The sequence below is a fragment of the Conexibacter woesei DSM 14684 genome, assembly GCF_000025265.1.
Lineage (GTDB): Bacteria > Actinomycetota > Thermoleophilia > Solirubrobacterales > Solirubrobacteraceae > Conexibacter > Conexibacter woesei.
Map to the genome: position 1 here is coordinate 4,131,837 of NC_013739.1, position 25,823 is coordinate 4,157,659.

Sequence of the window (25,823 nt, forward strand, 5' to 3'; positions counted from 1 at the left end):
CCGCGCTACGACGAGCTGCGCGGGAGCAGCTCGTCGAGCGACGGCAGGTGCACGCGCGTCGCGGCGGGATCGCCGTCGAGGCCGGCGGCGACCAGCTCGACCGACGAGCGCAGGTGCGAGGCGAGCAGCGCGACCGCCGCCTCGGCGTCGCCCTCCTCGAGCGCCGCGAGCATCTGCACGTGCTCCTCGGCGCGTCTCGCGACGTGCGCGGGGTGGCGCATCGACTCGACGCGGTAGCGCTCGCTGTTGCGCCACGCTGGGCCGATCGAGCGCACCAGCCAATCCGACCCGCAGGCGCGGTACATCGTGAAGTGGAAGCGCTCGTGTGCGTTGCGCGCGCCGACCTGGTCGCCGCGTCTGCGCGCCGCGACGTGCTCGTCGAGCGCCTCGCGCGCGACGGCGCCGTCCTCCGCGCTGAAGCGGCCGGCGGCGGTCCGCATCGCCAGGCACTCGAGGTTGAGGCGCGTGAAGTACGTGTCGTGCAGGTCCTCGAGCGTCAGCGGCCGGACCCACGCGCCTTTGTGCGCGACGATCTCGACGAGCCCGAGGCCCTCCAGCCGCCGCAGCGCCTCGCGCACGGGCATGATCGACATCCCGAGCTGCTCGGCCAGCTCCTGCAGCCGCAACGGCGAGCCGGGCGGGATCTTCCCGTCCATGATCGCCTCGAAGACGGCCTCCTCGGCCTGGTCGCCGGCCGTCTGACGCGCCGGCCGCGCGATCGCAGGGGCGTCCGCGGCGGCCGCTGCCGCCCGTCCCGTGCCGTTGCCGTCCGTCGCCCGCCGTGCGCGCCTGCTCATGTCAGTTCCACCGCCACCACGTTGTTGCGAAGCTCCCCAAGGCCTTCCACCTTCGTCACGATCACGTCCCCGTCGTCGAGAAAGACCTGCGGCTCCCGCGCGTTCCCGATTCCGCTCGGCGTCCCAGTCAGCACGATATCCCCTGCCCGCAGCGTCATGCCCCGGCTCAGCTCGGCGATCAGCCGCTCGAAGCGGAACGCGACCTGCGCGGTCGACGCATTCTGCATGGTCTCGCCGTTCAGCTCGCAGACGATCCGCAGATCGTGCGGGTCGGGCACGTCGTCGGCGGTCGTGATCCACGGCCCGAGCGGCATCGTCCCGTCGATCGACTTGCCCTTCAGCCACTGGCCGCCGTGCTCGCGCTGGAGGTCGCGCTGCGACACGTCGTTGGCGACGCAGAAGCCGAAGACGTGCTCCCACGCCCGCTCCTCCGGGATCGAACGGCCGTCCCTGCCGATCACGAGCACGACCTCGGCCTCGTAGTCCCACTTCTGCGACAGGCGCGCGTCGAAGGCGACGTCGTCGGCCGGGCCGATCACCGTGTCCGGCCCCTTCGTGAAGAAGGTCGGGTGTCTCGGTCTGTCGGCCGGGTCCTGCCCCTCGCGCTTGCCGCTCGACTCCGCGAAGTGGTCCCAGTAGTTCCAGCCGGTGCACAGCACGTCGCGGTTGAAGCGCGTCAGCGGCGCCAGCAGGCGCACGTCCGCGAGCGGGACGCCCGCGCCGTCGGTGCTCACGGCGGCGCCGCGCACGACGTCGTCGACGCTCACGCCGCTGGCGAGCGGCACGAAGCGGTCCTCCTCCACCACGCCGGCGCGCGGCGCGCCGTCGAGGAGCGCGCGGGCGAGCCTCACGCCGCCTCCCCCACGACCGCGATCGCGTTGATCTCGATCAGGTAGTCCTTGTTGACGAACTTCGACACCTCGACCAGCGTCGAGGCCGGCGCGACGCCGGTGAAGTACTGGCGGCGGACGGCGTGGATCGCCTCGAAGTCCTCCATGTTGCGGACGTAGACGTCGACCCGCACGATGTCGTCGAGCGTGCCGCCGGCGGTCTCGACCGCGGCCTGCAGGTTCTGGCAGACCTGGTGCGTCTGCGCGGAGACGTCGCCGACGCCGGTGACGCCGCCGTCGCGGTTGCGCGCGGTCATCCCCGAGACGAACACGAGCCGGCCCGTCGCCGCGGCGACGGTCGCGTGCGCGAAGTGGCCGTTCGGCACCGCGAGCTTGTCGGAGACCAGTTCCTGCTTGGGCATCAGCGTGCGTCCTCGGGATCGGTGTACCAATCGGGCTGCGTCGGGTAGTGCGGGCCGTCGTAGAACTCGAGCAGCACCGAGTCCTCCTCCGCCAGCGTCGGCCCGTGCATGCTGCCCTTCGGATTCCAGTAGAACGACCCGGGCGCCAACGTGATCCCGGTCGCCGTGTACGAGTAGCGGCCCGACAGGCAGTACATGAACTGGTTCGACGCGTGCGCGTGCCGCGACGGCACGCCGCTGCCTCTCAGGAAGCGCACGAGCGCGATCGAGGCGCCGCTGTCGTCGTCGCGCCACAGCATCTTCTGCGCCAGCCCCGGCAGCGACTTGTCCGACCAGTCGAGCGCGCCGGGGTCGAGCAGGATCTCGCGGAAGCGCGCGAGCCCGTCGGCGCCCGGCTCCGTCGCGCGCGCGCCGTCGCCCGCGGCGCCGGAGCAGCGCGCCGGCTCGGACAGGTTCGCGGGCTCGGTCATCCGAGCACCTTCAGCTCGATCAGGCGGCTGCGGTAGCGCGTCTCGCCCTCGTTCGTCAGCTTGTGCGGCTTGCCCGCCTCGCGGTAGACGACGCGCCCGACCGTCTCGTGCATCACCCGCGGCTCGCTGCCGTCGAGGAACTCCATCACGTTGTTCGCCTCCTCGATCGCGATCACGAGGTACGGGTGATGGTGCAGATGCCAGGTCTGGACGCCGCCGGGGTCCAGCAGGACCTCCCACACGCGGACGTGCTCGTTCTCGAAGACGATCTGCGTGCCGACGTCGCCGAGCACGACGTCGCTCCCCGCCGGATCCGTCACGACGTCGCCGTTTGCCATTCCTGCTCTCTCCTCTGCTCGCTTCCAGTGATGCGGTCGTAGAGCTGCCCGGCGACGTCGTCGCCGGCCGTCGGGTCGAACGGCACGATCGCCGCGACGTGCGCGTCGGGGCGCAGCAGCAGGAGCGTGTCGTCGGGGACGCCCAGGCGGCGCTTGACGCGCTCGGCCGGGTCGAACATCGCGCGCTCGCGCAGGCCCGAGTCGTGCGGCGCGTCCCAGCGGCTGACGACGAGCCGGCGCAGTCCCGGGCGCTCGTCGCCGGCGATCCGCGGCCGGCGCCGGACGTCGGTGAAGTGGAGCGCGAGGAAGCTGTCGGCGGCGAGGTCGTGCAGGTGCGCCAGCCCGCCGTCGCCGAACAGCGGCAGGTCGGGCGCGCGGTCGCCGGCGCGCACCGCGGTCGGCGCCGACCCTCTCTTGACCATCGACCAGTCGCCGCTGCCGTCAACGTCGAGGCTGACGCCGAGCAGCGCGCGCGTGAAGGCGTTGCCCCAGTTGCCGTCGCCCATCGCCTCGACGTCGCCGGCGCGGCCGTCCATGTAGGCGCGCGCGGCCTCCGCCATCTCGCCGGAGCCCTGGATCGCGACCGGCCCCTGCTCCTGCTCGTAGGCGTCCAGCAGCGACGGCTGCGCCCAGCCGCGCAGCACCCATGCCAGCCGCCACGGCAGGTTGGACGCGTCGAGCACGCCGGTGTTGAGGCCGAGCGCCCACATCGGGGTGATCAGGTGCGCGGCGTCGCCCATCAGGAAGACGCGCCCGTCGCGCCAGCGGTCGGCGACGCGATGGTGGACGGTGTAGACGTTGGAGCCGATCACCTCCAGCTCGCCGACCTCGCCGATGAAGCGACGCGCCTTGTCGGCCAGCTCCTCGCGACCCGGCTCGGGTCTGCCCGGCGCGAGCGGGTAGAGGAAGCGCCAGCAGTGCGGCTGGCGCACGAGGATCATCCACTCCTGCGGGTCGCCGAAGTAGGCGAGGTAGGGGTAGTCGCGCGGGTTGTCGACGTCGAGGTCGACCTTCAGGTCGACGAGGCAGTAGCGCTCGGCGAGCGTCGTGCCCTGCACCGCGATCCCGAGCTGCTCGCGGACCTGCGAGCGGCCGCCGTCGCACGCCAGCACGTAGCGCGCCTTCAGGGTCCGCTCGCCGCCGGGCGTCTGCGCGATCAGCTCGACGTGGTCGTCGCGCTCGGCGAAGCGCGTCAGCCGGTGCGACATTTGCAGCGCGCCGGGCGCGAGCCGCTCCAGCGCGTCCTTCAGCACCGGCTCCAGCTCGTGCTGCGGAATGTTGACGACGAACGGGAAGCGCGTGTCCTCGGTCAGCGCGCCCGTCAGCACGCTCGCGCGGGCGGTGTTCGTCGCGCGGTCGAGGTCGCCGATCTCGTCGATTCGCAGCGAGGCGCGCAGCACGTCGTCGAGCGCGCCGTAGCGGTGCAGCACTTCCAGCGTGCGCGTCAGGACGGTGCCGGCCTTCGTGTCGAGCGAGAGGCGGTCGTCCTCCTCCAGCACGATCGTCTCGACGCCGTAGCGGGCGAGGCCGAGTGCGGTCACGAGACCGACCGGGCCGGCGCCGATCACGGCGACGGGCAGCTGCTCGCTCATGCGCTCTCCTCCTCTTCGCGACCGAACGCGCGGTCGCGCGTGAGCGTCGAGCCGGTCATCGTCGCCGCGTCGGACAGCAGGAACAGCAGCGGCCCGACGACGTCCTCGGGCGTGCCGATGCCGGTCGTGCGCTGCCAGTGCTCGCGCTCGCCGCCGCTCGGGTTGGCGGCCTGAAATTGCGGCGTGTCGATCACGCCCGGGAAGACGGTGTTGACGCGCACGCGGGCGTCGGCGACCTCGGCCGCGAGCGACTTCGCGAACGCGACGAGCGCGCCCTTGCTGGCGGCGTAGGCGGACGCCTGCGCGCGGCCCATGTGCGCGAGCCCGGAGGCGAAGACGAGGATCGTGCCGCGGCGGGCGGCGGTCATCTGCGGCAGGACCGCCTGGCAGCACCAGACGACGCCGTCGAGGTTGACCGCCAGCGTGCGGCGCCACTGCGCGGGGTCCATCGCCGCGACGTCGGCGCGCGGCTGGACCGCGGCGCCGGCGACGAGCGCGTCGAGGCGGCCGTGCCGCGCGATCACACCCGCGATCGCGGCGTGGACGGCGTCGCGGTCGGCGACGTCGACCTGCTGCGGCTCGACGCGCGCGACGCCGTCGAGCGCGGCGGACGGGGCGACGTCGAAGACGACGGCGGTGCCGCCCGCGGCGGCGAAGCCGCGCGCGAGCGCCGCGCCGATGCCGTTCGCGCCGCCGGTCACGACGAGCACCTCGCCGCTCGCGTCGAAGCTCACCCTCATCGGACCGCCGCCGCGTGGACGGGCGGCTCGCCCAGCTCGACGCCGACGCTCGCTGCCGTCTCGCGCAGGCGCGCGAGCACCGTCGCGTCGAGCGCGACCCCCTGCTCGCGGGCGGCGGCGTGACGCTCCGCCTCGAGCTGGCCGGGCACGAGCAGCCGCTCGACCCCTGGTGCCGTCGGCGGGCTGGTGACCTGCGCGGACAGCTCCGCGACGCGCGCGGAGAACGTGTCGAGGTCGCCGGCGAAGCGCGCGACGTCGAGCGCGAGGAAGAAGTGGGCGCAGTCGTTCGGCACGCCGGTGTCGGCGTAGAGGCCGTTGACCGACCGCCCGAACGCGCCGCCCGACAGCACGCCGGTCAGCACGTCGACGATCAGCGCGAGCCCGTAGCCCTTGTGCCCGGCGGCCGGCAGCAACAGGCCGGCGATCGCGGCGACCGGGTCGGTCGTCGGCGCGCCGTCGGCGTCGGTCGCCCAGGTGGCGGGGATCGCACGTCCCTCCTGCGCGGCGAGGCGGATCTTGCCGAGCGCGGCCTCCGACAGCGCCATGTCGAGCACGAGCGGCTCGCCGCCGGCGCGCGGGACGCCGACCGCGAGCGGGTTGTTGCCGACGACGGCGTGCGCGCCGCCGGGAGCCGGCATCAGCGGTCGCGTGTTGGCGGCGGCGACGCCGACCATCCCGGCGTCCGCGGCGGCCTGCACGTAGCGGAAGGCGCCGCCGAAGTGGAACGCGTGGCGGACGGCGACGGCGCCGAGCCCGTGGGCGCGCGCCTTCTCGATCGCGAGCGCCATCGCGGTGTCGGCGCTGATCACGCCGAGCGCGTGGCCGGCGTCGAGCACGGCGACGGCGCCGAGGTCGGCGACGGTCGCCGGCTCCGTCGCGGTCGCGACCGAGCCCTTGACGATCCGCTCGACGTACATCGGCACGAGCAGCGAGCCGTGCGACGGGATCCCGCGCATGTCAGCGTCGACGAGCGCGGTCGCGACGGTGCGTGCGGCGGCGGCCGGGAGGCCGGCGCCGGAGAAGACGGCCGCGAGGCGCTCGACGAGCCACGAGGGAGAGGTGTGGGTGGGTCCGGACATGGGATCTCGCACGGTCGGAAGGACGTGCTGCAGCGGCGGTTGCGACGCCTCTCCAGCTCGCGTTCGAAGTACCTTGCGTGCAAGCTTATCGTTTATCAAACTTGTGCGCGACCTCTTCTTCGCGACCGGTCAGCGCACCCACTTCGAACCCTCTGGAGCACTCCCGATGCCAGGAATCGACGTCCACACCCACCTCGCCCCCGTGCTCGCGGAGGGAGCCGTGCGCGGCGTCGAGACGACCGCCGACGGCCGTCTGACGGTCGACGGCCACACCGTCGGCCCCGGCGACCTGTACCGCCCCGAGCGGCTCGTCGCCCACCTCGCCGCGATCGACCTCGACGCGGCCGCCGTCTCGATCCCGCCGCCGTTCTTCCGCCAGGGGCTCGGTCCCGGCGCGACCGAGAGCTGGGTCCGCGCGGCCAACGACGGGCTGCTCGCGGCGGTGCGCGAGCAGCCCGCGCTGCTGCCGCTCGCCTACCTCCCGCTCGACCGTCCGCAGCTCGCGCTGGAGGAGTACGCGCGCGTACGCGGCGAGCAGCGCTGGGCCGGCCTCGCGGCGAGCGCCGGCGGCCGCTCGGTCTCGCTCGCCGACCCGGCGCTCGCGCCGCTGTGGCGCGCGCTCGACGACGACGCGCGCCTGCTGCTGCTGCACCCCGGCAGCTCGCCGGACGCGCGGATGGACGAGTTCTACCTCGGCAACCTGCTCGGCAACCCGGTCGAGACGGCGGTCGCCGCCGCGCAGCTCGTCTTCGGCGACGTGCTCCCCACCCACCCCCGCATGCGCGTCCTGCTCGTCCACTGCGGCGGCTGCGCCGGCGGGCTCGTCGGCCGCTGGGAGCGCGGCGTCGCGACCGCCCGGCCGGGGCTGCGCCCGCTCAGCGAGCCGCCCCGCACCGCGGTCCGCCGCCTCCACGTCGACTGCCTCGCGCACGACCCGGCGGTCGTCTCGCATGCGGTGGAGGTGTTCGGCCCGGACAAGCTGCTGCTCGGCAGCGACTGGCCGTTCCCGATGGGGATCGAGGACCCCGCCGAGCTGATCGCCCACCTCGACGACGACCTGCGCCACCGCATCGCGGTCGACAACGCCCGCGCCGCGCTCGGTCTCAGGCTCGGCTAGGAGCGTGGCGCGTGCCGCACCGCGTCAGCTGGCGCTGACCGGCGCCGAAACCGCGAAGGTCGACTCGGCATAGGGATCGGGCGCGACGATGCGGTGCCTGCCGTGCTGAACCTGCAGGACGAGGTGCGCCTGCCCGATCGAGGGATCGGGCGTCGCGTCGGGGTAGGTCAGCCCGGTCTGCCCCGGAGCGCCCAGCCAGTACGCGCCGTTGACGCCGCGGTGGACGACGCGGCGCAGGGCCTGGCAGACCTCGGAGTAGCCCTTCGGATGCCCGACCCCGTCCCAGGCGAGCGCGAGCACGTGGACGATGTCGTAGTGGACGCCAGCCTGCGAGCGCCCGGGCGACCGGCCGTACGTCGCCCGGAAGCGGCGCTCGAACTCCAGGCCGAACGCGTCGCCGTATTGGCCGGTGACCGTCGCCCACAGCACGCCTTCCGCGAGCGAACCGGCGCGCTCCAGGAACCCCGGCATCGAGGGCGTGTAGATGGCGTAGACGAGCGGCGTCAGCGCTCGCGCGCGCAGACCGCGCAGGACGTCGATCAGCAGCTGGTCGTCCCTGAACGTCGGCAGCAGGACGACCGCAGGCTCGATCGCCTCGATGCGGTCGACGACGTCGGCCGCGTCCGCCGACGGATCGGGATCGCGTTCGACGCGCTGCAGTCGCCAGCCGCCGCGCTCGGCCGCCTCCAGCGACTCGTCGCTCATCACGACCATCGGCGCGATCGGCTCCACGATCGCTATCCGCCGGTTGGGCGGTGTCCACAGGCGACGCTCGCGGATCTCGTCGATGAAGCGGACGAAGCCGTCGCCGTAGGAGAGCTCGGAACCGCAGACCTGGAAGACCGAGCCCATCTCGGTCGGGTTCGCGCGAACGACCGCCTCCGCCAGCGCCGACGTCGACGCGTGCAACACCGGGAACTCGAAGCTCGCGGCGTGCGCGACCAGATCGGGGATCACCGCCCGGTTGCCGATGTAGCCGAACGTGATCGCGTCGACGTCGGCCCTGCTGAGCTCGTCGAACGCAGCGGCCATGCTGGCGTGCGAGTCGACGTCCGCGCGGACGACCACCTGCTGGATCCGGCGCCCGGCGACCTGCCGGCGGTTGAGCTCGTTGATCGCGAGCGCCGCGCCCTTCTGCATGTCGTCGCCGTCGCCGGTCGCGTTGTCCTCGGGCACGACGAGGCCGAGCAGGATCGGCGCGCGCGTCGGGCGGCGCCGCGCCGACGGCCGCCTCCCTGCGCTGCCCGGCGCGAGCCCGCGCGCGACCGCCAGGTCGAGCTTGCCGACCGACAGCCCCATCAGGGTGCCAGTGGTCGCCGGCAGCGGCATCCAGAGCAGGCCGCGCTCGACCGCGACCGCGGCCGCCCCGCTGCGCGAGCTCTGGTCGAGCTTCTCCAGCAGGCGCGCGACGTGCGCGCCGATCGTGCGCGGCGCCGTGCCGAGCTGCGCGGCGATCTCTCCGTTGCTCGAGCCGCCGGCGAGCAGCGTTAGCACGTGCAGCTCGCGTCGCGTCAGGCCGAACTCGTTGCGCGCCGGGGCCGCCGTCAGCTCGCGTCCCCATTCGTCACCGGACGGCACGCGCACGGGCTCGATCCAGACCTGCAGGAGACCGAGCCGCGGCGACTCCCACAGGAACGAGACGTCGTCGAGCTCCAGTTCGAGCGCAGCGTGCGCATAGGTGACGAGCGTCGGCGCCTCTTCGAGCAGGCCGCTGGCGTCCTGGCGCAGCGGCTCCCGATCCGGTCGTGCGAGCACCCACGCGACAGCCTCGTCGACCGTAGGTGCGTCGGCACTCCACCGCATCGCCGCATCGTAGCCGGCGAGCCGCGGTGCGCGCCGGCGCTCAGCGAGCGCCCTGCGGCGGCGGCGCCGACGCGCGCCAGGTCGTCGCGGCCTCGTGATAGGTGCAGAAGCGTGCGCCGAGCTCCTTGCCGCGCGCGATCACGTCCTCCAAGACCTTGATGCGCGCCCCGCGGCCGATCGACTGCGGATGCAGCGTCAGCGGGAAGACGCCGCCCGGCACGCGCTCGACCATGAACTCGAGGTCGGCCAGCCACATGCGCCGGACCTTGTCGGGCTCGTTCATGCCGGCCATCACGACCGGCGGGGTGACGACCAGCTCGAACTGCGGGAAGTCGTCCAACGACCAGGAGCAGGGCACCTCGACCAGCTCGATCTCGCGACCGAACTCGAACGCCCTGTCCATGTGCAGCACATCGCCCGTCCGCGCCCAGTAGGGCGTGAAGTCGTCGGCCATCATGCTCGAGTCGTAGACGAATCCGTACTCGAGCAGCAGGCGCGTCGAGTTGGCCGAGAGGTCGAACGCCGGCGAGCGGTAGCCCGTCGGCCTGTGGCCGAGGTTCCGGTCCATCGCCTCGAGGCCCTTCTCGATGACCGCGCGCTCGGCCGGCTCGTCGAGCGCGACCGGGCTCTCGTGCATGTAGCCGTGGTGACCGAGCTCATGTCCATCCGCGAGGATCCGCCGGCAGACCTCGGGCCATGTGTCGATCGTGTGCCCGGGCGTGAAGAACGTCGCGCTGACGCCCTCGCGCTCGAGCAGTTCGAGGATGCGCGGCATCGCGGTCCTCGGTCCGAACTCGCCGCGCGACAGCGCGGTCGGCGTCGACAGGCCGAACGAGCCCGCCCAGACGCTCTGGGCATCGAAGTCGAAGCCGATGCAGATCTTCGGCTGCTGATCACCGCTCATGACGACACCTCCGGTACGTGAATCGCTGGATGCGCACAACCCCGCCGGAGGCCTTGCACCGTGGCGACGATAGAAGCCGGTCGCGCGGCCGGCAAGTGGTCGTTCGGCAGATGCCCGCATAGGTCATTCGACCGATTGCGCGCCGGCGAACGGACCTGAAGGATGGACCACATGACACGTCTGGCCGCATGCACCTTCGAAACCCGCGTGCTCGACACGTTCGACGATTTCGCCGGCGACGTGCGCACCGCACTCGACCGTGCGGCGGGCGCGGACCTCGTCGTGCTGCCCGAGCTTTTGACGCTCGGGCTGGTCAGTCTCACCCCGGGCTGGGAGTCGGCGACCGCGGGCAGGGAGCTGGCGCGCACGACCGAGTTCACCGACGAGTATCTCGCGCTGTTCGAGCAGGAAGCGCGGGTGCGCGGTCAGCACATCGTCGCCGGCTCGCACCTGCGGCGCGAGCACGACAGGCTGATCAACGTCGCGCATGTCTTCGGCCCGGACGGGCTGATCGCCACCCATGCCAAGACGCACCTGTTCGCCGCCGAGGCGGACGCGGGCATCGACGAGGCGGACGAGCTCGGGATCGTCGAGCTGCCGTTCGGCAAGGTGGGCTTGGCGATCTGCTACGAGGTGCAGATTCCCGAGCTCGTCACCGCGCTCGTCGAGCGCGGCGCCGACATCATCGCGTGCCCGTCCTACACGGCCACCGAGGCGGGCTTCTGGCGTGTGCGCACGTGCGTCGCGGCGCGCTGCGTCGAGAACCAGGTCTTCGCGCTGCACGCCGGCACGTACGGCACCTCCTTCGGACCCGTCCCGAGCGCCTGGGCACGCGCGAGCGTCCTCGGCCCGTGCCACGCCCCATGGCCAGCCAACGGCGTGATCGCCGAGACGCCCGCCAACGAGGCGGCGGCCGCCATCGCCGACGTCTCGCTCGAGGCGCTCCACGACAACCGCGACACCGGCGACGTGCGGCCGTACAACGACCGCCGGCGCCGGCGCGAGCTGTACGCCTCGTGGCGGCACCACGCCTCGGGACCCACCGAGGCCGAGTTCTTGCGCAGCATCGGCACGCCCGAGCGACTCATCGGCCCGACCAGATGACCCGCCGGGTTCGACCACCGAGCACTCCAGAACGACACAACCCGCCTCGGCGGGCGGGTTGTGCGCGGGGAGTCATCCCGGACCGGCTGATAACCGCTTCTGAGGTATCCGGCGGCGCGGCTTGGCGGCGCCAAGCCCGCCGTCGGTGATGGGGCGGCCGCTCAGCGGCGGCCTCTCGCGTTCTTCTTCTGGGGCTTCTTCAGCTTCGATCTGGCCTTCGTGACCGCGCGCGCGGCGGTCGCTCTCTGCGTGTCGGCGTCGCCTGCGTAGGAGACGGTGACCTTCGCTCGGCCGGTCGCGCGCGCGAGTCTGCCGGTCAGTCGCAGGGTCGCGCTCCAGCGGCCTCTCACGATCGTGGCGGTCTTTCTCGCCGTGAGTGTTCTGCGGCCGATCCTCTGGCTGTAGACGATCGTGACCGTGCCGCCCGCGCTGCGGGCGATGCTGCCGCCGACGACCACGCGCGCGCCTCTCCGATTCGCTCTGGCGACCTTCAACGCGGCGGCTCTTCTCGGCGCCGGAGGGGCGACGCGCGGCGTGATCGTCAGCTTCCGCGTGACGACCGTCTGGTTGTCGGCGCCGTCCGTCACCGTCAGCGTGACGGCGTAGGTGCCCGGCTCGGCGTAGCGATGGCTCACCGACGCTCGCTGCGAGCCGCTGTCGTCGCCGAAGTCCCAGGACATCCGGATCCCTGCCGGGTCGGACGCGGTCGCGCTGAACGCGACCGGCGTGCCGGCGACGGCCGACGCCGGCACGTTCGCGCTGACGACCGGCGCACGCGCGTCGAGCACGCGCGTCTCGAACCCGCTGCCCGGCAGCGACTGGAAGCTCGACGGGACGCCGATGATGGCGGCGCCGGCGTCGGTGATGGCGGGCATCAGCGGCGAGCTGAGCATGCCCCCGGACGCCCCGAGCACCGTCTGCGCCCTCACGTCCAGGTTCGGCCCGAGCGAGCCGTCGGGCGCCACGATGCGGGCGAACGCCGGTGCCGCGATGGCGACGCCTCTTCTCGTCTGCGCCCATGTGGCGAGCACCGTGCCGTTCGGGGCCGAGGCGAGCGCGGGCAGGTACGCGGCGCCGCCGGCAGGCGGCTCGGCGAGCGGCTGCGGGGAGCCGGTCGTCGCCCCCTGCTGGAACCGCAGGTAGTCGAATCTGATCGAGGTGAAGTCGGTCGCGTCCGCGACGGTGCGGGCGACCGAGACGGTGCCGTCGGGACCGAGCGCCAGCGCCGGCGGCAACGCGATCGTCGGCACGAGACTTCTGGGGTCGGGCGCGGGCGCCGACGAGCCGCCCTGGAAGGTGCCGGCGAGCAGGGGTCCTGCCGCCGGCAGGCGCACGCCGACGACGCCGCCCGTTCTGCTGTCGGTCGCGGCGGCGACAGCGCCGGCCGTTCCGGCGACGACCGCAGGACCTGCGGTTCTCTCGCCGATCGACTGCGGGCCGTCGAGCGTCCCGTCGGCCGCGAGACGCGCGACCTGCGCGTCCTCGGTCTGGTCGCGCCAGGTGACCCAGGCGACGCCGCTCGGAGCGACGGCGACCTGCGGCATGCTCATCGGAGCGGTCAGCGCCGCGACGAGCGTCGCTCTGACCGCTGCGCCGGGAGCGACGCGCGCCGCGAACACGGCGGGAGCCCCGCCTCTGCCGGGGTTCGGCCCTTCCCAGACGAGGGTCGCCGTGCCGTTGCCGTCGACGCCGAGCGAGAGCGGCGCCGAGCCCACCAGACCGTCCGCCAGCGCGTCGCCGACCGCCACGACCGGCCCCGGCTCGCCGGAGGCGCCGACGAACGCGAGCTTGACCTGCGGAGCGCCTCTCTCCGGGGTGTAGGTCCATGCGACCGCGGTGACGCCGCCCGCACCGGTCGCGACGATCGGAACGTCGATCGGGACGCCGGACGGCACGTATCTCTCCACGATCGCCCCGACGTCGAAGACCGCGCCGGTCGTCCCGTCGATCGCTGCCCGCTGCACCTTCACGAGCGGAGCGGGCGGCTGCGTGGGGTCTCTCGGGTTGGGCGGCGTCTCGAGCCACACCAGCGTCGACGAGCCGTCCGGCGCCCCGGCGAGGTCGGGCGCAACGGTCCACGGCCCAGGAGAGAACACCGGACCCTCGACCCATCCGACTGCGTGCGCCGCCGTAGGCGCTGACAGCAATGTCGCCGACGCGAGCGCGGCGGCCGCGAGCCGGCGGCGGCGACGCGGCCTCGGGGGACTGGACGAGCGAACTGACATGCGCATTCCTTGGGTCGAACGGCTGGAAGCAGGGCGCGCCGCGCACGGGCGCGCCGCGCTCTGAATCTCGGCAATCCCGTGGATCGACTTGAGCGGTGCGCCCGATTCGCTCCAGGCCCTCCGCGTGCGCCGCGCTGCCGGCACGATCCCCTCGCGGGACCGTACAAGAACGCGGTCCGCCGGCACTCGCTCTTCCTCCCGGACAACAGAAAAGCCCCGCTTTCGCAGGGCTTTCTTGCAGTACACCCACCGGGTCGTAAGTCAAACCCGGAGGTGACGATCCTGGGCGAGCCGATCTCGCTGTCGGCCGGGTCGCAGAGTAGGTTCGTCGCGTGAGCGAGAACAACGACCCGCACCTCGCTGAGCTGCGCGCAGCGCTCGCCGATGCAGCGAAGATCGACGACCTCGCGGAGCGCACGCTCGAAGTCGTCGCGGTCGTTGACGAGGTCGCGTCGCCGCTCGGGATCCATCCGGTCGTCGTGGGTGGGATGGCGGTCTACTTCTGGACTGAGAACGAGGCGTTCGTGACCTACGACATCGATGTCGTGATGGCGGTCACCGATCGGCTCCGAGCGACGCTCGCCGACCTCGGGTTCGAGATGAGCCGCGATCGACGGCACTGGCGACTTGCCGGTTCAGAGGTCTTCTTGGAAGCTCCAAGCGCAGACCTCGACACTGACGCCGTCGTCACCGAGGTCACGCTTCCGTCGGGACGGACCGCGCGCCTTCTCTCCCACATCGACATCCTCCTCGATCGCCTCGCCGAGTTCCAAGCCACCGGCCACCTGATCGTCGCCCAGCAGATCCTCGTCCTGCTCAATCACCTCACAGAGGAGGAGGCGTCCGAGCTGCGCTTGCGTGCAGCCAGTCGTCGGGTCGTCCACGCCCTCGACGCGATGTCCCGACTCGCCGATGAGATCGCCGCCGGACGCAAGCCGCCAGAGAGCGACGAGCTGCATGAGATCGCTCGCGCCGCGCAGCGTGCCGAATACACTCAGAAGCAGCCATGAAGACCCAGCCGATGACCTTCGAGCAATGGCGCCGCGAGGCACCCACCCGTCGCGCCAAGAGCGCGCAGGTCGTCGCACGCCTCGGCCCGATCAGACGCGACAAGCCCCGCGATCCCACCGAGGCCGCGTTCCTCCGCAGCGTCGGCACGCCCGAGCGGCTTATCGGGCCGACGAGATAGCAGCCCGGACCGTCGCCAGAACGACGAAGACCCCGCTTTCGCGAGGCCTTCGTGAGCAGTACTTCCAACGAGCCTGTTTCTGTGCTCTCCGGGATCGCTGCGATCTGAGGCTCCGATCAGGCCGACGAGGAACCGCATGACGCCGTTGACGAGATCTTCGTCCTCGGTCCAGTAGCCGAACTCCAGACTTCTGCGGGATCCGTAGGTGAAGTTCGCCGACGACACCCGCAAACGTCTGGGGGGAGACAGCCAGACGTAGTCATCCACGTCCCCGGAGGGATGCTCATCCGTCCAACAGACGTTCCCGAGCAAAGCGAGCTTCGCATGAGCGATCGGAGGGCGGTCGCGTCCGCTCTTCCGAAAGCCGATCGTACGGAACGTCGGGATCGCCAACCCGTCCTCATCGACCGGGTCGTCAGGTCCGATGAGACGCGGCTGCACACCGATCTTCGACGCCATGTGGCTCAGGCCGGACAGAGCGCGAAGCTCGATGCCGTTTGTCCGCTCGTTGATGGTGCGCAGCCGCGATGCCGCAGCAAGACCATCCGGCGATCGGCTACGCTTTCCACGGGGAAAACACTAAAAGGGGGAGTAATGCGAAAGGCAATGCTGGCAGCTGCCGTCGCAGCGGCGGTCGTGTGCGCGGGAAGCGCGAGCGCGAGCGCGAGAGAACCGATCCTGTTCGTGCACGGGTGGAACAGCAGCGGCTCGATCTGGAGCACGATGATCGGCAGATTCCAGGCGGACGGCTGGACCGCGGCCGAATTGAACAACTGGTCGTACAACACGGCACAGTCGAACGCGACGACGGCGAGAGAGCTGTCGGCGAGAGTCGACGGGATCCTCAGAGCAACGGGCGCCGCGAAGGTCGACGTGATCACCCACTCGATGGGCGGGCTCTCGTCGCGCTACTACCTGAAGAACCTCGGCGGGACCGCGAAGGTCGACGACTGGGTCTCGCTCGGCGGACCGAACCACGGCACGACGACCGCAAACCTCTGCTTCTGGAACACCTCGTGCATCGAGATGCGGCCGGGGTCGACCTTCCTGACCGCCCTCAACAGCGGTGACGAGACTCCGGGGGCCGTGACCTACGGAACGTGGTGGTCGGCGTGCGACTCGGTCATCGACCCGGACTCGAGCGTCTCGCTCGCCGGAGCGACGAACACGCAGACCGCGTGCATCGGCCACTCCGACCTCTACACCGACGCGACCGTCTACACGCAGGTGCGCAGCTTCGTCAGATAGCCCGCCGCCTCACGGCAGCGGATGCGCATCGGCATCACTGCGGATCTGCCCTCCTCCACGGAGGACAGATCCGCGCTGCTCGTGCACGGGCGGGTCGAATCGGGTCGTCCGCCTGGCGTGCGAATGCAATGCGGGAGCCACTCGGGGCTGCTCGATCCGCGCGGCTCGATCCGAGGTCTCCAAGCGCCTCGCGGAGGCCGGCGGCTCCGCCGGTGTGCAAGGAATGTGCAAGAACGAGGGCAGCCGGCACTCGCTCTTCCTCCCGGACAACAGAAAAGCCCCGCTTTCGCAGGGCTTTCTGAAGGTACCGCTACGGGGATTCGAACCCCGGTTTCCGCCGTGAGAGGGCGGCGTCCTAGTCCCCTAGACGATAGCGGCAGGGGGTGGTGAGAGTAGCAAAGGGCCCGGGTGGCGCGTCCCGCGGCGTCGGCGGCATCACCCACAACGCGCGCGCGAGGCGAGAACGTGTATCTTCGATGCGTTCCGTGCGGCTGTGGCGGAACTGGTAGACGCGCGGCGTTCAGGTCGCCGTGAGGGAAACCTCGTGGAGGTTCGAGTCCTCTCAGCCGCACTCTCGAAGGCCCGCTCCGGCGGGCCTTCGGCGTTCTCGCGTCCGGCGCCCCGGCGTAGTCGGGCCCGGCGCGTCGGGTTAACCCCAGGCCGGAACGCCCGCGAGCGCCATGGCGGATCCGCCGCCGACGCCCGATCCTGAAGGCATGTTGCACGATCCGGCACTGAGGAACTCTCCATGACAGACTCGACGCACGATGCACCGACGCTGTTCGACCCGCCGACGATGACGATGCGTCCGCTCGGCACGCAGTGGGTGCGCGACTTCGTCTTCCACAGCGCCGGCCTCGTGCTGAGCGTCGTCGGCTTCGTGCTGTGGGTCACCGCCGTCACCGTGAGCCTTTCGCTCGCGATCTTCGTGATCGGCTTCCTCGCCGCGCTCGGCTCCTTCTACCTCTTCCGCTGGTTCGCGCGGATAGAGCGCCGCCGTGCTGCGCTGATCCTCGACGAGCCGATCCCCGAGCAATATCGCGACGCGCCCCGCGGCAGCGGATGGTTCGACCGGCTCAAGTTCATGGCGAAGGATCCGGGCACCTGGAAGGACTTCGCCTGGACGTTCCTCTGCGGCACGCTCGGCTTCGGCATCTCGGTCCTCGCGCTGTCGCTGTGGGGCGCCGTCCTGTCGCTGATCACCCAGCCGCTCTGGTACTGGGCGCTGCCCGAGCCGTCCGACTGGGGCCTCTACGAGGTCACCAGCCTCCCGCTCGCACTGATGACGACGGTGTTCGGCATCCTGCTGATCCCGGTCGCCGGCTGGATCGGCCGTGGCCTCACTGTCGCCGAGCTGGCGATGATGCGGCCGCTGCTGCGGCCGAGCCGCAACGAGGCGCTCGAGGAGCGCGTCGAGGTGCTGACGACGACGCGCGCCGGTGCCGTCAGCGCGCAGGCCGCCGAGCTGCAGCGGATCGAGCGCGACCTCCACGACGGCGCGCAGGCGCGGCTCGTCGCGCTCGCGCTGAACCTCGGGATGGCGGAGGACAAGTTCGACAGCGACCCCGACCAGGCGCGCGAGCTGCTGGCGGAGGCACGCGGCGAGGCGAAGACCGCGCTGACCGAGCTGCGCGACCTCGCCCGCGGGATCCACCCGCCGATCCTCACCGATCGCGGTCTGGAGGCGGCCGTCACCGCGCTCGCCGCCCGCAGCCCGCTGTCGGTCACGATCGACGCCGAGGTCCCGGAGCGGCTGCCGCCGGCGGTCGAGGCCGCCGCCTACTTCGTCGTCGCCGAGGCGCTGGCGAACGCGACCAAGCACAGCCGCGCCCTGCGCGTGCTCGTGCGGCTGTGGGTCGAGCACGACCGGCTGGTCGTCGAGGTCGCCGACGACGGCGTCGGCGGCGCCGACGACGGCGGCACCGGACTGCTCGGGCTGCGCCGCCGCGTCGAGGCGCTCGACGGCGAGCTGCACGTCGTCAGCCCGCGCTCCGGCGGCACGACGCTGCACGCCGAGGTACCGTGCCAGACGTGAACACGTCTGGACGGGAACGCGCCGCGTGCGCGTCGTAATCGCGGAGGACCTCGCGCTGCTGCGCGACGGGATGATCCGGCTGCTGCGCGACAGCGGCCACGAAGTCGTCGCGGCGGTCGAGGACGGCGAGGCGCTCGTGCGTGCCGTCAGCGGGCACAAGCCGGACATCGCGGTCTGCGACGTCCGGCTGCCGCCGTCGTTCCGGGACGAGGGCGTGCGCGCCGCGCTGGAGGCGCGCAAGCGCGTCCCCGGCACCGCGATCCTGATCGTCTCCCAGTACGTCGAGGAGACGTACGCGACCGAGCTGCTGGCCGACGGCCAGGGCGGCGTCGGCTACCTGCTGAAGGACCGCATCGCCGACGTGCGCGAGTTCGTCGACGCGGTCGAGCGGGTCGCCGCCGGCGGCACCGCGATGGACCCCGAGGTCGTCGCGCAGCTCGTCACGCGCCGCGGCGACGACGGGCCGCTCGACGACCTCACGCCGCGCGAGCGGGAGGTCCTGAAGCTGATGGCCGAGGGCCGCTCCAACGGCGCGATCGCCGCGTCGCTCGTCGTCACCGAAGGCGCGGTCGAGAAGCACATCTCGAACATCTTCGGAAAGCTCTCGCTGCCGGTCTCCGACACCGACCACCGGCGCGTCCTCGCGGTGCTCGCCTACCTTCAGGGCTGACGGCGCGCCGCGCGCCGCTCGACGGCCTCCGTCAGCACCGCCTCCCAGCGGTCGACGGCGCTGCCGATCGTCTGCGTCTTGGCCCACGCGCGCGCCTTGCGGCCGAGCCGCCCGCGTGCGAAGCGATGGCGGACGAGGTCGTCGAGCGCGTCGAACCAGCCGTCATCGGGCACGAGCCGGCCGCCCTGCGCCTCCCCCATCCCCGCGTACGGCCCTATCGGCGACGCGAGCCACGGCGTCCCGGCCGCGCCGTACTCCTTCAGCTTCACGTTCGAGCGCGTGCGGTTGAACGGGATGTCCGCGAGCGGCGCGATGCCGACGTCCCATCCGCCGATGTGCTCCGACAGCCGCTCGAACGGGACCTCGGCGCTGTGGCGGTAGCGGTCGGCGGGCAGCCCGAGGTCGAGTCCGAGGCTCTCGACCCGCACCTGCGGATGGGCGTCGAGCAGGCGGCGCAGCGTCTCGACGACCGGGATCCGCGGCAGCTCGGAGCCGTGCTCGAGGCCGGCCGTCCAGCCGATCACGACACCGTCGTGGCCGCGCCGGCGCGCGCCGGGCGCCTTCGGCGACAGGTGGTTGTCGATCACCGCGGTGCGCTCGACCCCGGCGCTGCGGTAGCGCTCCGCAAGCGGCGCGGTGGAGGTCGTGACGACGTCCGCCTCGCGCGCGGTTCTGACCGTCGAGGCGAAGATCCGCTGCGCGTGGAGCCCGCCCGCGGATCTGTAGTACGGGCTCTCTCTCGGCAGCGTGCTGAGGTCGTCGTCGGTGTCCCAGACGAACGCGGCGCCGCGTTGCACCGCGGTCAGGACGCCCTTCAGCTCATGCGGCTCCAGGACGCGGTAGGCGAGCACGACGTCGCAGCCGCGCAGCAGCTCCGGACGCGAGCGCGCCTCGGATCTCGACAGGCCCTCGGTCGCGTGGACGACCTCGTGCCCGCGCGCGCTCAGCGCCTCCAGCGGGATCAGGTGCCGGTAGTGCGCGTTGACCTTCCATTCGCAGATCGCCCCGATGCGCATGCTCTGCGCAGCATGCCTGAGCGCGCCGCCGCGCGTGACGGTTCCAGTGCTACGCGAGCAGCCGCGCGGCGATCAGCTCCAGCGCCGCATCGTCCTCGAACAGGTTGTGCTGGAGCATCGCGTGCACGACGCCGGCGTCGCGGTACTCGTCGAGCCGTGCGGCGATCTCGTCCGGCGTGCCGACGAGCCACGTCTGCGACAGCTCCGCGAGGGCCGCCTCGACGTCGGCGTCCTCGCGGCCGGTCGCGACGAGGATCCGCTGCGCGCGTGCCAGCAGCTCGTCACGGTCACGGCCGACGACGAAGCCGGTCATCAGCGACAGCGTCAGCGACGCCGGGTCGCGGCCGGCCGCCACGCACGCATCGTCGAGCGCGGCGCGGATCTCGCGGCAGCTCGCCGGCGAGGCGTAGACGGTGTTGTAGTCGTCCGCCCAGCGCGCGGCGAGCGCCATGCCGCGCGGTCTGCCCTTGCCGCCGATCCGCAGCAGCGGGCGCGGGTCCTGCAACGGCCGGAAGCGTGCCTCCAGCTGCTCGATCGCGTAGTGCGCGCCGTGGAACGAGAACGGCTCGCCGGCCCACGTGCGCGTGACGATCTCCAGCTGCTCCTCGAGCACGTCGAAGCGCTCGCGCGCGGGCCGGAACGGGAAGCCGTAGCGCCGGTGCTCGATCTCCAGCCAGCCGGCGCCGAGCCCCAGCTCGGCGCGGCCTCTGGAGATGTGGTCGGCCGTCACGACCAGCTTCGCCAGCACCGACGGATGACGGAACGACGCCGGCGAGACGATCGTGCCGAGGCGGATCCGTCTCGTGACCGCGGCCAGCGCGCAGATCGTCCCCCACGCGTCGAGCGAGCCGCGCTCGCTGCGGCCGGCGACCGAGAGGTAGTGGTCGGAGCGGAACAGCCCCATGTAGCCAAGCCGCTCCACCGTCTCGGCGAGCGCTGTCCAGTGCGGCCAGGTGACGTCCTCCTGGCCTTCGATCATGACCGAGAGCAGCATCCCCGCAACCTACCCGCTCGCGCGATTCGCGTTTCGATCCGCGCGCGAGCGGCGACGAACCGAGAGCGGACATCCCTTGCAGGAGGCGATCGCATGAAGCTCGGCTTGTTGCTCGTACGCACGCTCCTCGGCGGCCTGATGATCGGCCACGGGACGCAGAAGCTGTTCGGCTGGTTCGGCGGCCACGGGCCGGACGCCACGGGCCAGTACTTCGAGGGCCTGGGACTCGTGCCGGGCAGACGGAACGCGCTCGCGGCGGGCGCGTCGGAGGCCGGCGGCGGCGCGCTGCTCGCGCTCGGGCTCTGCACGCCGCTGGCCGGCGCCGGGCTGACGGGCGCGATGACGACGGCGATCGCGACCGTGCACGCCCCGAGAGGCCCGTGGGCGAGCAACGGCGGGTGGGAGTACAACGCGGTCGTGATCGCGACGGTCTTCGCCGTCGTCGATGCCGGTCCGGGCGCGCTCTCGCTCGACGCTGTGCGCGGGCGCGAGCGCTGGGGCAGCGGCTGGGCGCTCGCGCAGCTCGGCGCCGGGATGGCCGGCTCGGCGGTCGCGATCGCGCAGGGCCGCCGCAACGCCGCCGCGCGGCAGGCCGCCGCCGAGCCGGCGCCTCCGGCCGACGCGGCCGCGTCAGATGCGCCCGACGCCCCCGACGCGAGATAGTTCGAAGTTCGTCGAACGAAGCTGCTAGCGTCTTGTTCGACAAGTTTCGAACCAAGGAGGGCCCATGACCACGACTGCGATCGCCACAGGCGCAACGACGCGCCACGACCGCGCAGCACTCGGCGTCATCGCCACGTACCTGCACGAGCTGACCGCGCACGGCCAGCCACGTGAGCGCGACGAGGACGCCGAGCGCGACGCGCGCTTCACCACAGAGGACGCGCTCGCCGGCCGGGCCGCGAGCTCCGACCGCTAGACCCGCTCGGCGCGCGGGCGCAGCAGGTCGACCTGCGCGCGGAAGCGGGCCGCCTCGTTCGCGGCGCGCTCGTCGCTCCAGCCGACGTGGCGGACCGCGATCTCGGCCGCGGCGTCGACCGCGTTGAGGCCGACCTCGGAGCCGAAGCCGACCATCGTGCGCCGCTGCAGCACGTCGGCGAGCGTCTCCGCCAGCTCGGTCCGCAGCGAGAACGCGACCTCGGCGCCGATCGCGCCGGTGTCGTGGTCGAACGGCTCGCGCAGGTCCGGGTGGCCGTCGGCGTAGTCGAGCACCTCGGCCGCGCGCGTGCCGTAGATCCGCAGCAGGCGGTCGGCCGTCTCGCGCGGCAGCCCGCTCGTCGCGTGGAAGCGGGCGCGGAACTCGTCGAACGGGTACGCCGTGCCGCCGGGCAGCGGAATCTGGTGCGTGCGGCACTTGCCGGCCTTGCGCTCCAGCTTCTTGACCGCCGCGTCGATGACCTCCTCGGCCAGCTGCCGGTACGTCGTGATCTTGCCGCCGACGATCGACAGCAGTCCCTCGACGCCCGGCGCGTGGTCGTGGATCACGTGGCTGCGCGTGATCGACCCCTCCTCGCCCTCCGGCGCCGACGGCAGCGGCCGCACGCCCGCGTACGTGTAGAGGACCTTGTCGACGCTGAGCCCGGCCTCCGGGATCAGCTTGTTCGTCTCCGAGATCAGATAGGCGATCTCGTCATCGGTCGCCGCGACGGTGTCGAGGTCTCCCTCGAAGCGGGAGTCGGTCGTCCCGATCAGGTAGAGGCCGTTCCACGGCACGACGAAGTACGGACGGCCGTCCTCGACGGCTTCCGCGTAGACCGCCTCGCGCGGCGCGCCGGGGAACGCCTCGACGACCATGTGGCTGCCCTTCGTGCCGCCGATCATGCGTTGGTCGGGCGCCTCGATCCCGCCCAGCACGCGGTCGACCCACGGGCCGGCGGCGTTGACGATCACGCTCGCGTGCGCGGTGTAGGAGCGGTCGTGCAGCTCGTCGTGGAGGCCGACGCCGGTGACCCGCCCGGCGCCGCCGCGCTGGAGCTCGGTCACGCGCATGTACGGCAGCACGACCGCGCCGAGCCGGCGCGCGTCGAGCGCGTTCTCCAGTGACAGCCGCTCGGGATACTCGGCCTGCGCGTCGTAGTAGGCGGCGGCGCCGCGCAGCCCTTCGCGGCGCAGGCCCGGTTCGCGCTGCAGCGCCTCTCCGCGGTTGAGCATCCGGTGGCGCTGCATCGACTTGTCGAGCGACAGCGCGTCGTAGGCCATCATGCCCATCCGGATCATCTTCGTCCCGCGCTTGTGCTCCTCGTAGATCGGCAGCAGGAACGACAGCGGGTGGACGAGGTGCGGGGCGATGTGCAGCAGCACCTCCCGCTCGCGCAGCGACTCGCGCACGAGCGGCAGCTCGCGGTGCTCCAGATAGCGGAGTCCGCCGTGCACCAGGCGCGTCGAGCGGCTCGTCGTGCCGGCGCCGATGTCCCACTTGTCGACGAGCAGCACGCTGAGCCCGCGCAGCGCCGCATCACGCGCGATGCCGGAGCCGTTGATGCCGGCGCCGATCACGATCACGTCGAACGGGCGCTCGAACGCCGTATCGGGCAAAGGGTTGCGCATGGTGTGAGTCTTCTTAGCAGGGCTTTGCAGAAGGTGCGAACGGGGTATGCGAAAAGCATGTCCGCCACACAGCCAGCGCCCAAGCCTGGCGGGACATCGCGGTTTGGCCCCGACGCAGCTTGGCGGCGCTCTCTCTGGGGTGACGTGCTCGGCGAGTTCGCCGGCACATTCATCCTCATTCTCCTTGGTGTCGGCTCCGTTGCGATGGCGGTAGCGGCACTTCCCGAGTCGGGACGCGGGCAGTTCGACACCGCCTCCTGGCTCATCATCGCGTTTGGATGGGGTTTCGGCGTCACCTTCGGCGTGTACGTCGCCGGCGGCGTCACCGGAGCCCACCTCAATCCGGCGGTGACGCTCGCGTTCGCGCTCAAGCGCGGCTTCGCGTGGGCGAAGGTCCCGTGGTACATGCTCGCCCAGCTCGCCGGCGCGTTCGTCGCCGCGTTCCTGCTCTACGAGCTGTACGGAGCGTCGATAGATTCGCTCGAACGCGCGAGAGACATCGTGCGCGGCACACCCGAGTCCGTCGGCACGTTCTCGATCTTCGCGACCTTCCCGGCCGGCTACTTCGGCACCTGGTGGGGTCCGTTCTTCGACCAGGTCGTCGGCACCGCGATGCTCGTCTTCGCGATCTTCGCGCTCGTCGACAACGCCAACCAGCCGCCGAAGTCGAACCTCGCGCCGGTGGTCGTCGGCTTCGTCGTCGTGGCGATCGGCCTCTCGATCGGCGCCAACGCCGGCTACGCGATCAACCCGGCCCGCGACCTCGGCCCGCGTCTCGTGACCTGGATCGAAGGCTGGAAGACGATCGCGGTCCCAGGCGACTACGGCAACATCAACAGCTACATGTGGATCCCGATCGTCGGACCCTTCGTCGGCGGTGCGATCGGCGCCTTCCTCTACGACTTCTTCATCGGCGACGTGCTGAAGTCGCGCGGCGTCCCCGAGGACACGAGCGTCGAGGAGGAAGGGACGACGGAGGTCGAGCAGGGCGGCCGTGGCGCGACCGCCGCCGCCGACGCCGGCTACGTCGCACGCGACCGACCCGGAGACACCCCACCCGGGAGGGCTCCGTGAAGAAGCTCATCAACGACCCGGAGGCCGTCGTCCACGAGGCGCTGGAAGGCATCGCGCTCGCGCACGGCGACCGCCTCCGCGTGTCGTTCGAACCCGCCTACGTCGTGCGCGCCGACGCTCCCGTGAGAGGGAAGGTCGGCGTGCTGTCCGGCGGCGGCAGCGGCCACGAGCCGATGCACGGCGGCTTCGTCGGCCCCGGCATGCTCGACGTCGCCTGCCCCGGCGCCGTCTTCACCTCCCCCACCCCCGACCAGATGCTCGCCGCCACGCAGGCGGTCGACGGTGGCGCCGGCGTGCTGCACATCGTCAAGAACTACACCGGCGACGTGATGAACTTCGAGACCGCCGCCGAGCTGGCGGTCGCGGAGGGCGTCGAGGTCGAGGCGGTGATCATCGACGACGACGTCGCCGTGCAGGACTCGACCTACACCGCCGGCCGCCGCGGCGTCGGCGCGACCGTGCTCGCGGAGAAGATCTGCGGCGCGGCCGCCGAGGCGGGGCGCCCGCTCGGCGACGTGGCGGCGCTGTGCCGCCGCGTCGACGACCAGTCGCGCTCGATGGGGATGGCGCTGACGTCGTGCGTCGTCCCCCACGTCGGCACGCCGACGTTCGAGCTGGCCGAGGACGAGATGGAGATCGGGATCGGCATCCACGGCGAGCCCGGTCGCGAGCGGATGAAGCTCGAAGCGGCCGACGCGATCGTCGCGCGGCTGGTCGAGCCGATCGTGACCGACCTGCCGTTCGGCTCCGGCGACGGCGTGCTCGCGTTCGTCAACGGGATGGGCGGCACGCCGCTGATCGAGCTGTACATCGTCTACCGCCGGGTCGCGCAGCTGCTCGGCGAACGCGGCATCCGGATCGAGCGCTCGCTCGTCGGCAACTACATCACCTCGCTGGAGATGGCCGGCTGCTCGGTGACGCTGCTCAAGCTCGACCACGAGCTGACGTCGCTGTGGGACGCGCCGGTCAACACCCCGGCGCTGCGGTGGGGCGCGTAGATGGCCGTGCAGGAGTGGGTGAAGCTCAGCGCCGCCCGTCTCGAGCAGCACCGCGACCGCCTCAACCGGCTCGACGCCGACATCGGCGACGGCGACCACGGCGCGAACATGGCGCGTGGCTTCGCCGCCGCCGCGGCGAGACTCGACGGTGCGCCGTCCGACCAGCCGGCGATGGAGCTGAGAGCGGTCGGGATGACGCTGCTCTCGACGGTCGGCGGCGCGGCCGGCCCGCTCTACGGCTCGTTCTTCATCGGGATGGCGACCGCGCTCAGAGACGCCGGTGCCTCGTTGGACGCTGCGGCGTGGGCGCGTGCGCTGGAGGCCGGCGCCGCCGGCGTCCAGAGACGCGGCAAGGCGGAGCCCGGCGACAAGACGATGGTCGACGCGCTGCTGCCGGCGCGCGACGCGCTCGCGACGGCGGCGGCCGACGGCGCCTCGCTGGCCGAGGCGCTGAGAGCGGCGGCGAGCGCCGCCGACGCCGGCGCGGACGCGACGATCCCGCTGCTCGCCAGAAAGGGGCGCGCCAGCTACCTTGGCGAGCGGAGCGTCGGACACCTTGACCCGGGCGCCGTCTCCTCGGCGCTGCTGCTGCGAACGGCGGCGGATGCCTGGGGCGAATCGACCGAATGAG

Annotated in this window: 26 protein-coding genes and 2 tRNA genes; 12 read left to right on the forward strand and 16 right to left on the reverse strand. The window is 72.0% G+C overall.

Annotated elements, in window-relative coordinates:
• Positions 1-5 precede the first annotated feature (5 nt).
• The 8 genes from CWOE_RS19490 to CWOE_RS19525 are packed head-to-tail and all read right to left on the reverse strand — an operon-like array spanning position 6 to position 6,268.
• Complete coding sequence (locus CWOE_RS19490; protein ID WP_012935359.1) at positions 6-797, reverse strand: GntR family transcriptional regulator; 792 nt, start codon at positions 795-797, stop codon at positions 6-8.
• Positions 794-1,648: a fumarylacetoacetate hydrolase family protein gene (locus tag CWOE_RS19495; protein ID WP_012935360.1), complete on the reverse strand. Its 855-nt coding sequence runs from the start codon at positions 1,646-1,648 to the stop codon at positions 794-796. The genes CWOE_RS19490 and CWOE_RS19495 overlap by 4 nt, the downstream gene beginning before the upstream one ends.
• The gene (locus tag CWOE_RS19500) at positions 1,645-2,049 is read right to left on the reverse strand and encodes a RidA family protein (RefSeq protein ID WP_012935361.1); all 405 of its coding nucleotides are present in this window, start codon (positions 2,047-2,049) and stop codon (positions 1,645-1,647) included. The genes CWOE_RS19495 and CWOE_RS19500 overlap by 4 nt, the downstream gene beginning before the upstream one ends.
• Positions 2,049-2,519 carry a cupin domain-containing protein gene (locus CWOE_RS19505; RefSeq protein ID WP_012935362.1) on the reverse strand — a complete coding sequence of 157 codons (471 nt, stop codon included), beginning with the start codon at positions 2,517-2,519 and terminating at the stop codon, positions 2,049-2,051. The genes CWOE_RS19500 and CWOE_RS19505 overlap by 1 nt, the downstream gene beginning before the upstream one ends.
• A complete protein-coding gene (locus CWOE_RS19510) occupies positions 2,516-2,857 on the reverse strand; it encodes a cupin domain-containing protein (RefSeq protein ID WP_012935363.1) in 342 nt (113 codons plus the stop codon). Before CWOE_RS19510 ends, CWOE_RS19505 begins: the two co-directional genes overlap by 4 nt.
• Entirely contained in the window at positions 2,836-4,449 is a 1,614-nt protein-coding gene (locus CWOE_RS19515) for an FAD-dependent monooxygenase (RefSeq protein ID WP_012935364.1), read from the reverse strand. The genes CWOE_RS19510 and CWOE_RS19515 overlap by 22 nt, the downstream gene beginning before the upstream one ends.
• Positions 4,446-5,189: an SDR family NAD(P)-dependent oxidoreductase gene (locus CWOE_RS19520; RefSeq protein WP_012935365.1), complete on the reverse strand. Its 744-nt coding sequence runs from the start codon at positions 5,187-5,189 to the stop codon at positions 4,446-4,448. Before CWOE_RS19520 ends, CWOE_RS19515 begins: the two co-directional genes overlap by 4 nt.
• Entirely contained in the window at positions 5,186-6,268 is a 1,083-nt protein-coding gene (locus CWOE_RS19525; protein WP_012935366.1) for an Ldh family oxidoreductase, read from the reverse strand. The genes CWOE_RS19520 and CWOE_RS19525 overlap by 4 nt, the downstream gene beginning before the upstream one ends.
• A 166-nt stretch (positions 6,269-6,434) precedes the next feature.
• Here CWOE_RS19525 and CWOE_RS19530 point away from each other — a divergent pair, with 166 nt between their 5' ends.
• Entirely contained in the window at positions 6,435-7,385 is a 951-nt protein-coding gene (locus CWOE_RS19530; RefSeq protein ID WP_012935367.1) for an amidohydrolase family protein, read from the forward strand.
• Between the two features lie 24 nt (positions 7,386-7,409).
• Here the strand turns inward: CWOE_RS19530 and CWOE_RS19535 are convergent, their stop codons facing one another.
• Complete coding sequence (locus tag CWOE_RS19535; protein WP_012935368.1) at positions 7,410-9,188, reverse strand: LuxR C-terminal-related transcriptional regulator; 1,779 nt, start codon at positions 9,186-9,188, stop codon at positions 7,410-7,412.
• 40 nt (positions 9,189-9,228) lie between these two features.
• The gene (locus CWOE_RS19540; protein WP_012935369.1) at positions 9,229-10,092 is read right to left on the reverse strand and encodes a polysaccharide deacetylase family protein; all 864 of its coding nucleotides are present in this window, start codon (positions 10,090-10,092) and stop codon (positions 9,229-9,231) included.
• A gap of 171 nt (positions 10,093-10,263) precedes the next feature.
• On the opposite strand from CWOE_RS19540, the gene CWOE_RS19545 reads away from it, so the two are divergent.
• On the forward strand, positions 10,264-11,196 hold the full coding sequence (locus CWOE_RS19545; RefSeq protein ID WP_012935370.1) for a nitrilase-related carbon-nitrogen hydrolase: 933 nt from the start codon (positions 10,264-10,266) through the stop codon (positions 11,194-11,196).
• A gap of 161 nt (positions 11,197-11,357) precedes the next feature.
• On the opposite strand, the gene CWOE_RS19550 is transcribed toward CWOE_RS19545, so the two are convergent.
• Positions 11,358-13,292, reverse strand: a complete 1,935-nt coding sequence (locus CWOE_RS19550) for a PKD domain-containing protein (protein WP_012935371.1) — start codon at positions 13,290-13,292, stop codon at positions 11,358-11,360.
• Positions 13,293-13,753: 461 nt separating this feature from the next.
• Between CWOE_RS19550 and CWOE_RS19555 the strand changes: the two genes are divergently transcribed.
• Entirely contained in the window at positions 13,754-14,431 is a 678-nt protein-coding gene (locus CWOE_RS19555) for a hypothetical protein (protein ID WP_012935372.1), read from the forward strand.
• On the opposite strand, the gene CWOE_RS32920 is transcribed toward CWOE_RS19555, so the two are convergent.
• On the reverse strand, positions 14,416-15,069 hold the full coding sequence (locus CWOE_RS32920) for a phospholipase D-like domain-containing protein (protein ID WP_148261084.1): 654 nt from the start codon (positions 15,067-15,069) through the stop codon (positions 14,416-14,418). The genes CWOE_RS19555 and CWOE_RS32920 overlap by 16 nt on opposite strands.
• A 135-nt stretch (positions 15,070-15,204) precedes the next feature.
• On the opposite strand from CWOE_RS32920, the gene CWOE_RS19565 reads away from it, so the two are divergent.
• A complete protein-coding gene (locus CWOE_RS19565; protein WP_012935374.1) occupies positions 15,205-15,858 on the forward strand; it encodes an esterase/lipase family protein in 654 nt (217 codons plus the stop codon).
• Positions 15,859-16,163: 305 nt separating this feature from the next.
• On the opposite strand, the gene CWOE_RS19570 is transcribed toward CWOE_RS19565, so the two are convergent.
• Positions 16,164-16,236: transfer RNA gene (locus CWOE_RS19570), tRNA-Glu, on the reverse strand.
• A gap of 109 nt (positions 16,237-16,345) precedes the next feature.
• Between CWOE_RS19570 and CWOE_RS19575 the strand changes: the two genes are divergently transcribed.
• The 3 genes from CWOE_RS19575 to CWOE_RS19585 all read left to right on the forward strand — a co-directional run bounded on the left by CWOE_RS19575 (position 16,346) and on the right by CWOE_RS19585 (position 18,563).
• A tRNA-Leu gene (locus CWOE_RS19575) sits at positions 16,346-16,429 on the forward strand.
• Between the two features lie 177 nt (positions 16,430-16,606).
• Positions 16,607-17,893: a sensor histidine kinase gene (locus CWOE_RS19580; protein ID WP_012935375.1), complete on the forward strand. Its 1,287-nt coding sequence runs from the start codon at positions 16,607-16,609 to the stop codon at positions 17,891-17,893.
• A gap of 25 nt (positions 17,894-17,918) precedes the next feature.
• Positions 17,919-18,563, forward strand: coding sequence for a response regulator (locus CWOE_RS19585; protein ID WP_012935376.1), 645 nt, complete (start codon positions 17,919-17,921; stop codon positions 18,561-18,563).
• On the opposite strand, the gene CWOE_RS19590 is transcribed toward CWOE_RS19585, so the two are convergent.
• Positions 18,554-19,579: a glycosyltransferase family protein gene (locus CWOE_RS19590; protein WP_012935377.1), complete on the reverse strand. Its 1,026-nt coding sequence runs from the start codon at positions 19,577-19,579 to the stop codon at positions 18,554-18,556. The genes CWOE_RS19585 and CWOE_RS19590 overlap by 10 nt on opposite strands.
• Before the next feature lie 49 nt (positions 19,580-19,628).
• Entirely contained in the window at positions 19,629-20,573 is a 945-nt protein-coding gene (locus CWOE_RS19595) for a TIGR03560 family F420-dependent LLM class oxidoreductase (protein ID WP_012935378.1), read from the reverse strand.
• A gap of 93 nt (positions 20,574-20,666) precedes the next feature.
• Here CWOE_RS19595 and CWOE_RS19600 point away from each other — a divergent pair, with 93 nt between their 5' ends.
• A complete protein-coding gene (locus CWOE_RS19600; RefSeq protein WP_012935379.1) occupies positions 20,667-21,236 on the forward strand; it encodes a DoxX family protein in 570 nt (189 codons plus the stop codon).
• A gap of 64 nt (positions 21,237-21,300) precedes the next feature.
• Entirely contained in the window at positions 21,301-21,492 is a 192-nt protein-coding gene (locus CWOE_RS19605) for a hypothetical protein (protein WP_012935380.1), read from the forward strand.
• Here CWOE_RS19605 and glpD read toward each other — a convergent pair.
• Entirely contained in the window at positions 21,489-23,120 is a 1,632-nt protein-coding gene (gene glpD, locus CWOE_RS19610; protein ID WP_012935381.1) for a glycerol-3-phosphate dehydrogenase, read from the reverse strand. The genes CWOE_RS19605 and glpD overlap by 4 nt on opposite strands.
• Before the next feature lie 57 nt (positions 23,121-23,177).
• On the opposite strand from glpD, the gene CWOE_RS19615 reads away from it, so the two are divergent.
• The 3 genes from CWOE_RS19615 to dhaL are packed head-to-tail and all read left to right on the forward strand — an operon-like array spanning position 23,178 to position 25,822.
• The gene (locus CWOE_RS19615; protein WP_012935382.1) at positions 23,178-24,194 is read left to right on the forward strand and encodes an MIP/aquaporin family protein; all 1,017 of its coding nucleotides are present in this window, start codon (positions 23,178-23,180) and stop codon (positions 24,192-24,194) included.
• Positions 24,191-25,192 carry a dihydroxyacetone kinase subunit DhaK gene (dhaK, locus tag CWOE_RS19620; protein WP_012935383.1) on the forward strand — a complete coding sequence of 334 codons (1,002 nt, stop codon included), beginning with the start codon at positions 24,191-24,193 and terminating at the stop codon, positions 25,190-25,192. Before CWOE_RS19615 ends, dhaK begins: the two co-directional genes overlap by 4 nt.
• Positions 25,193-25,822: a dihydroxyacetone kinase subunit DhaL gene (dhaL, locus tag CWOE_RS19625; protein WP_012935384.1), complete on the forward strand. Its 630-nt coding sequence runs from the start codon at positions 25,193-25,195 to the stop codon at positions 25,820-25,822.
• Position 25,823: the final 1 nt, after the last annotated feature.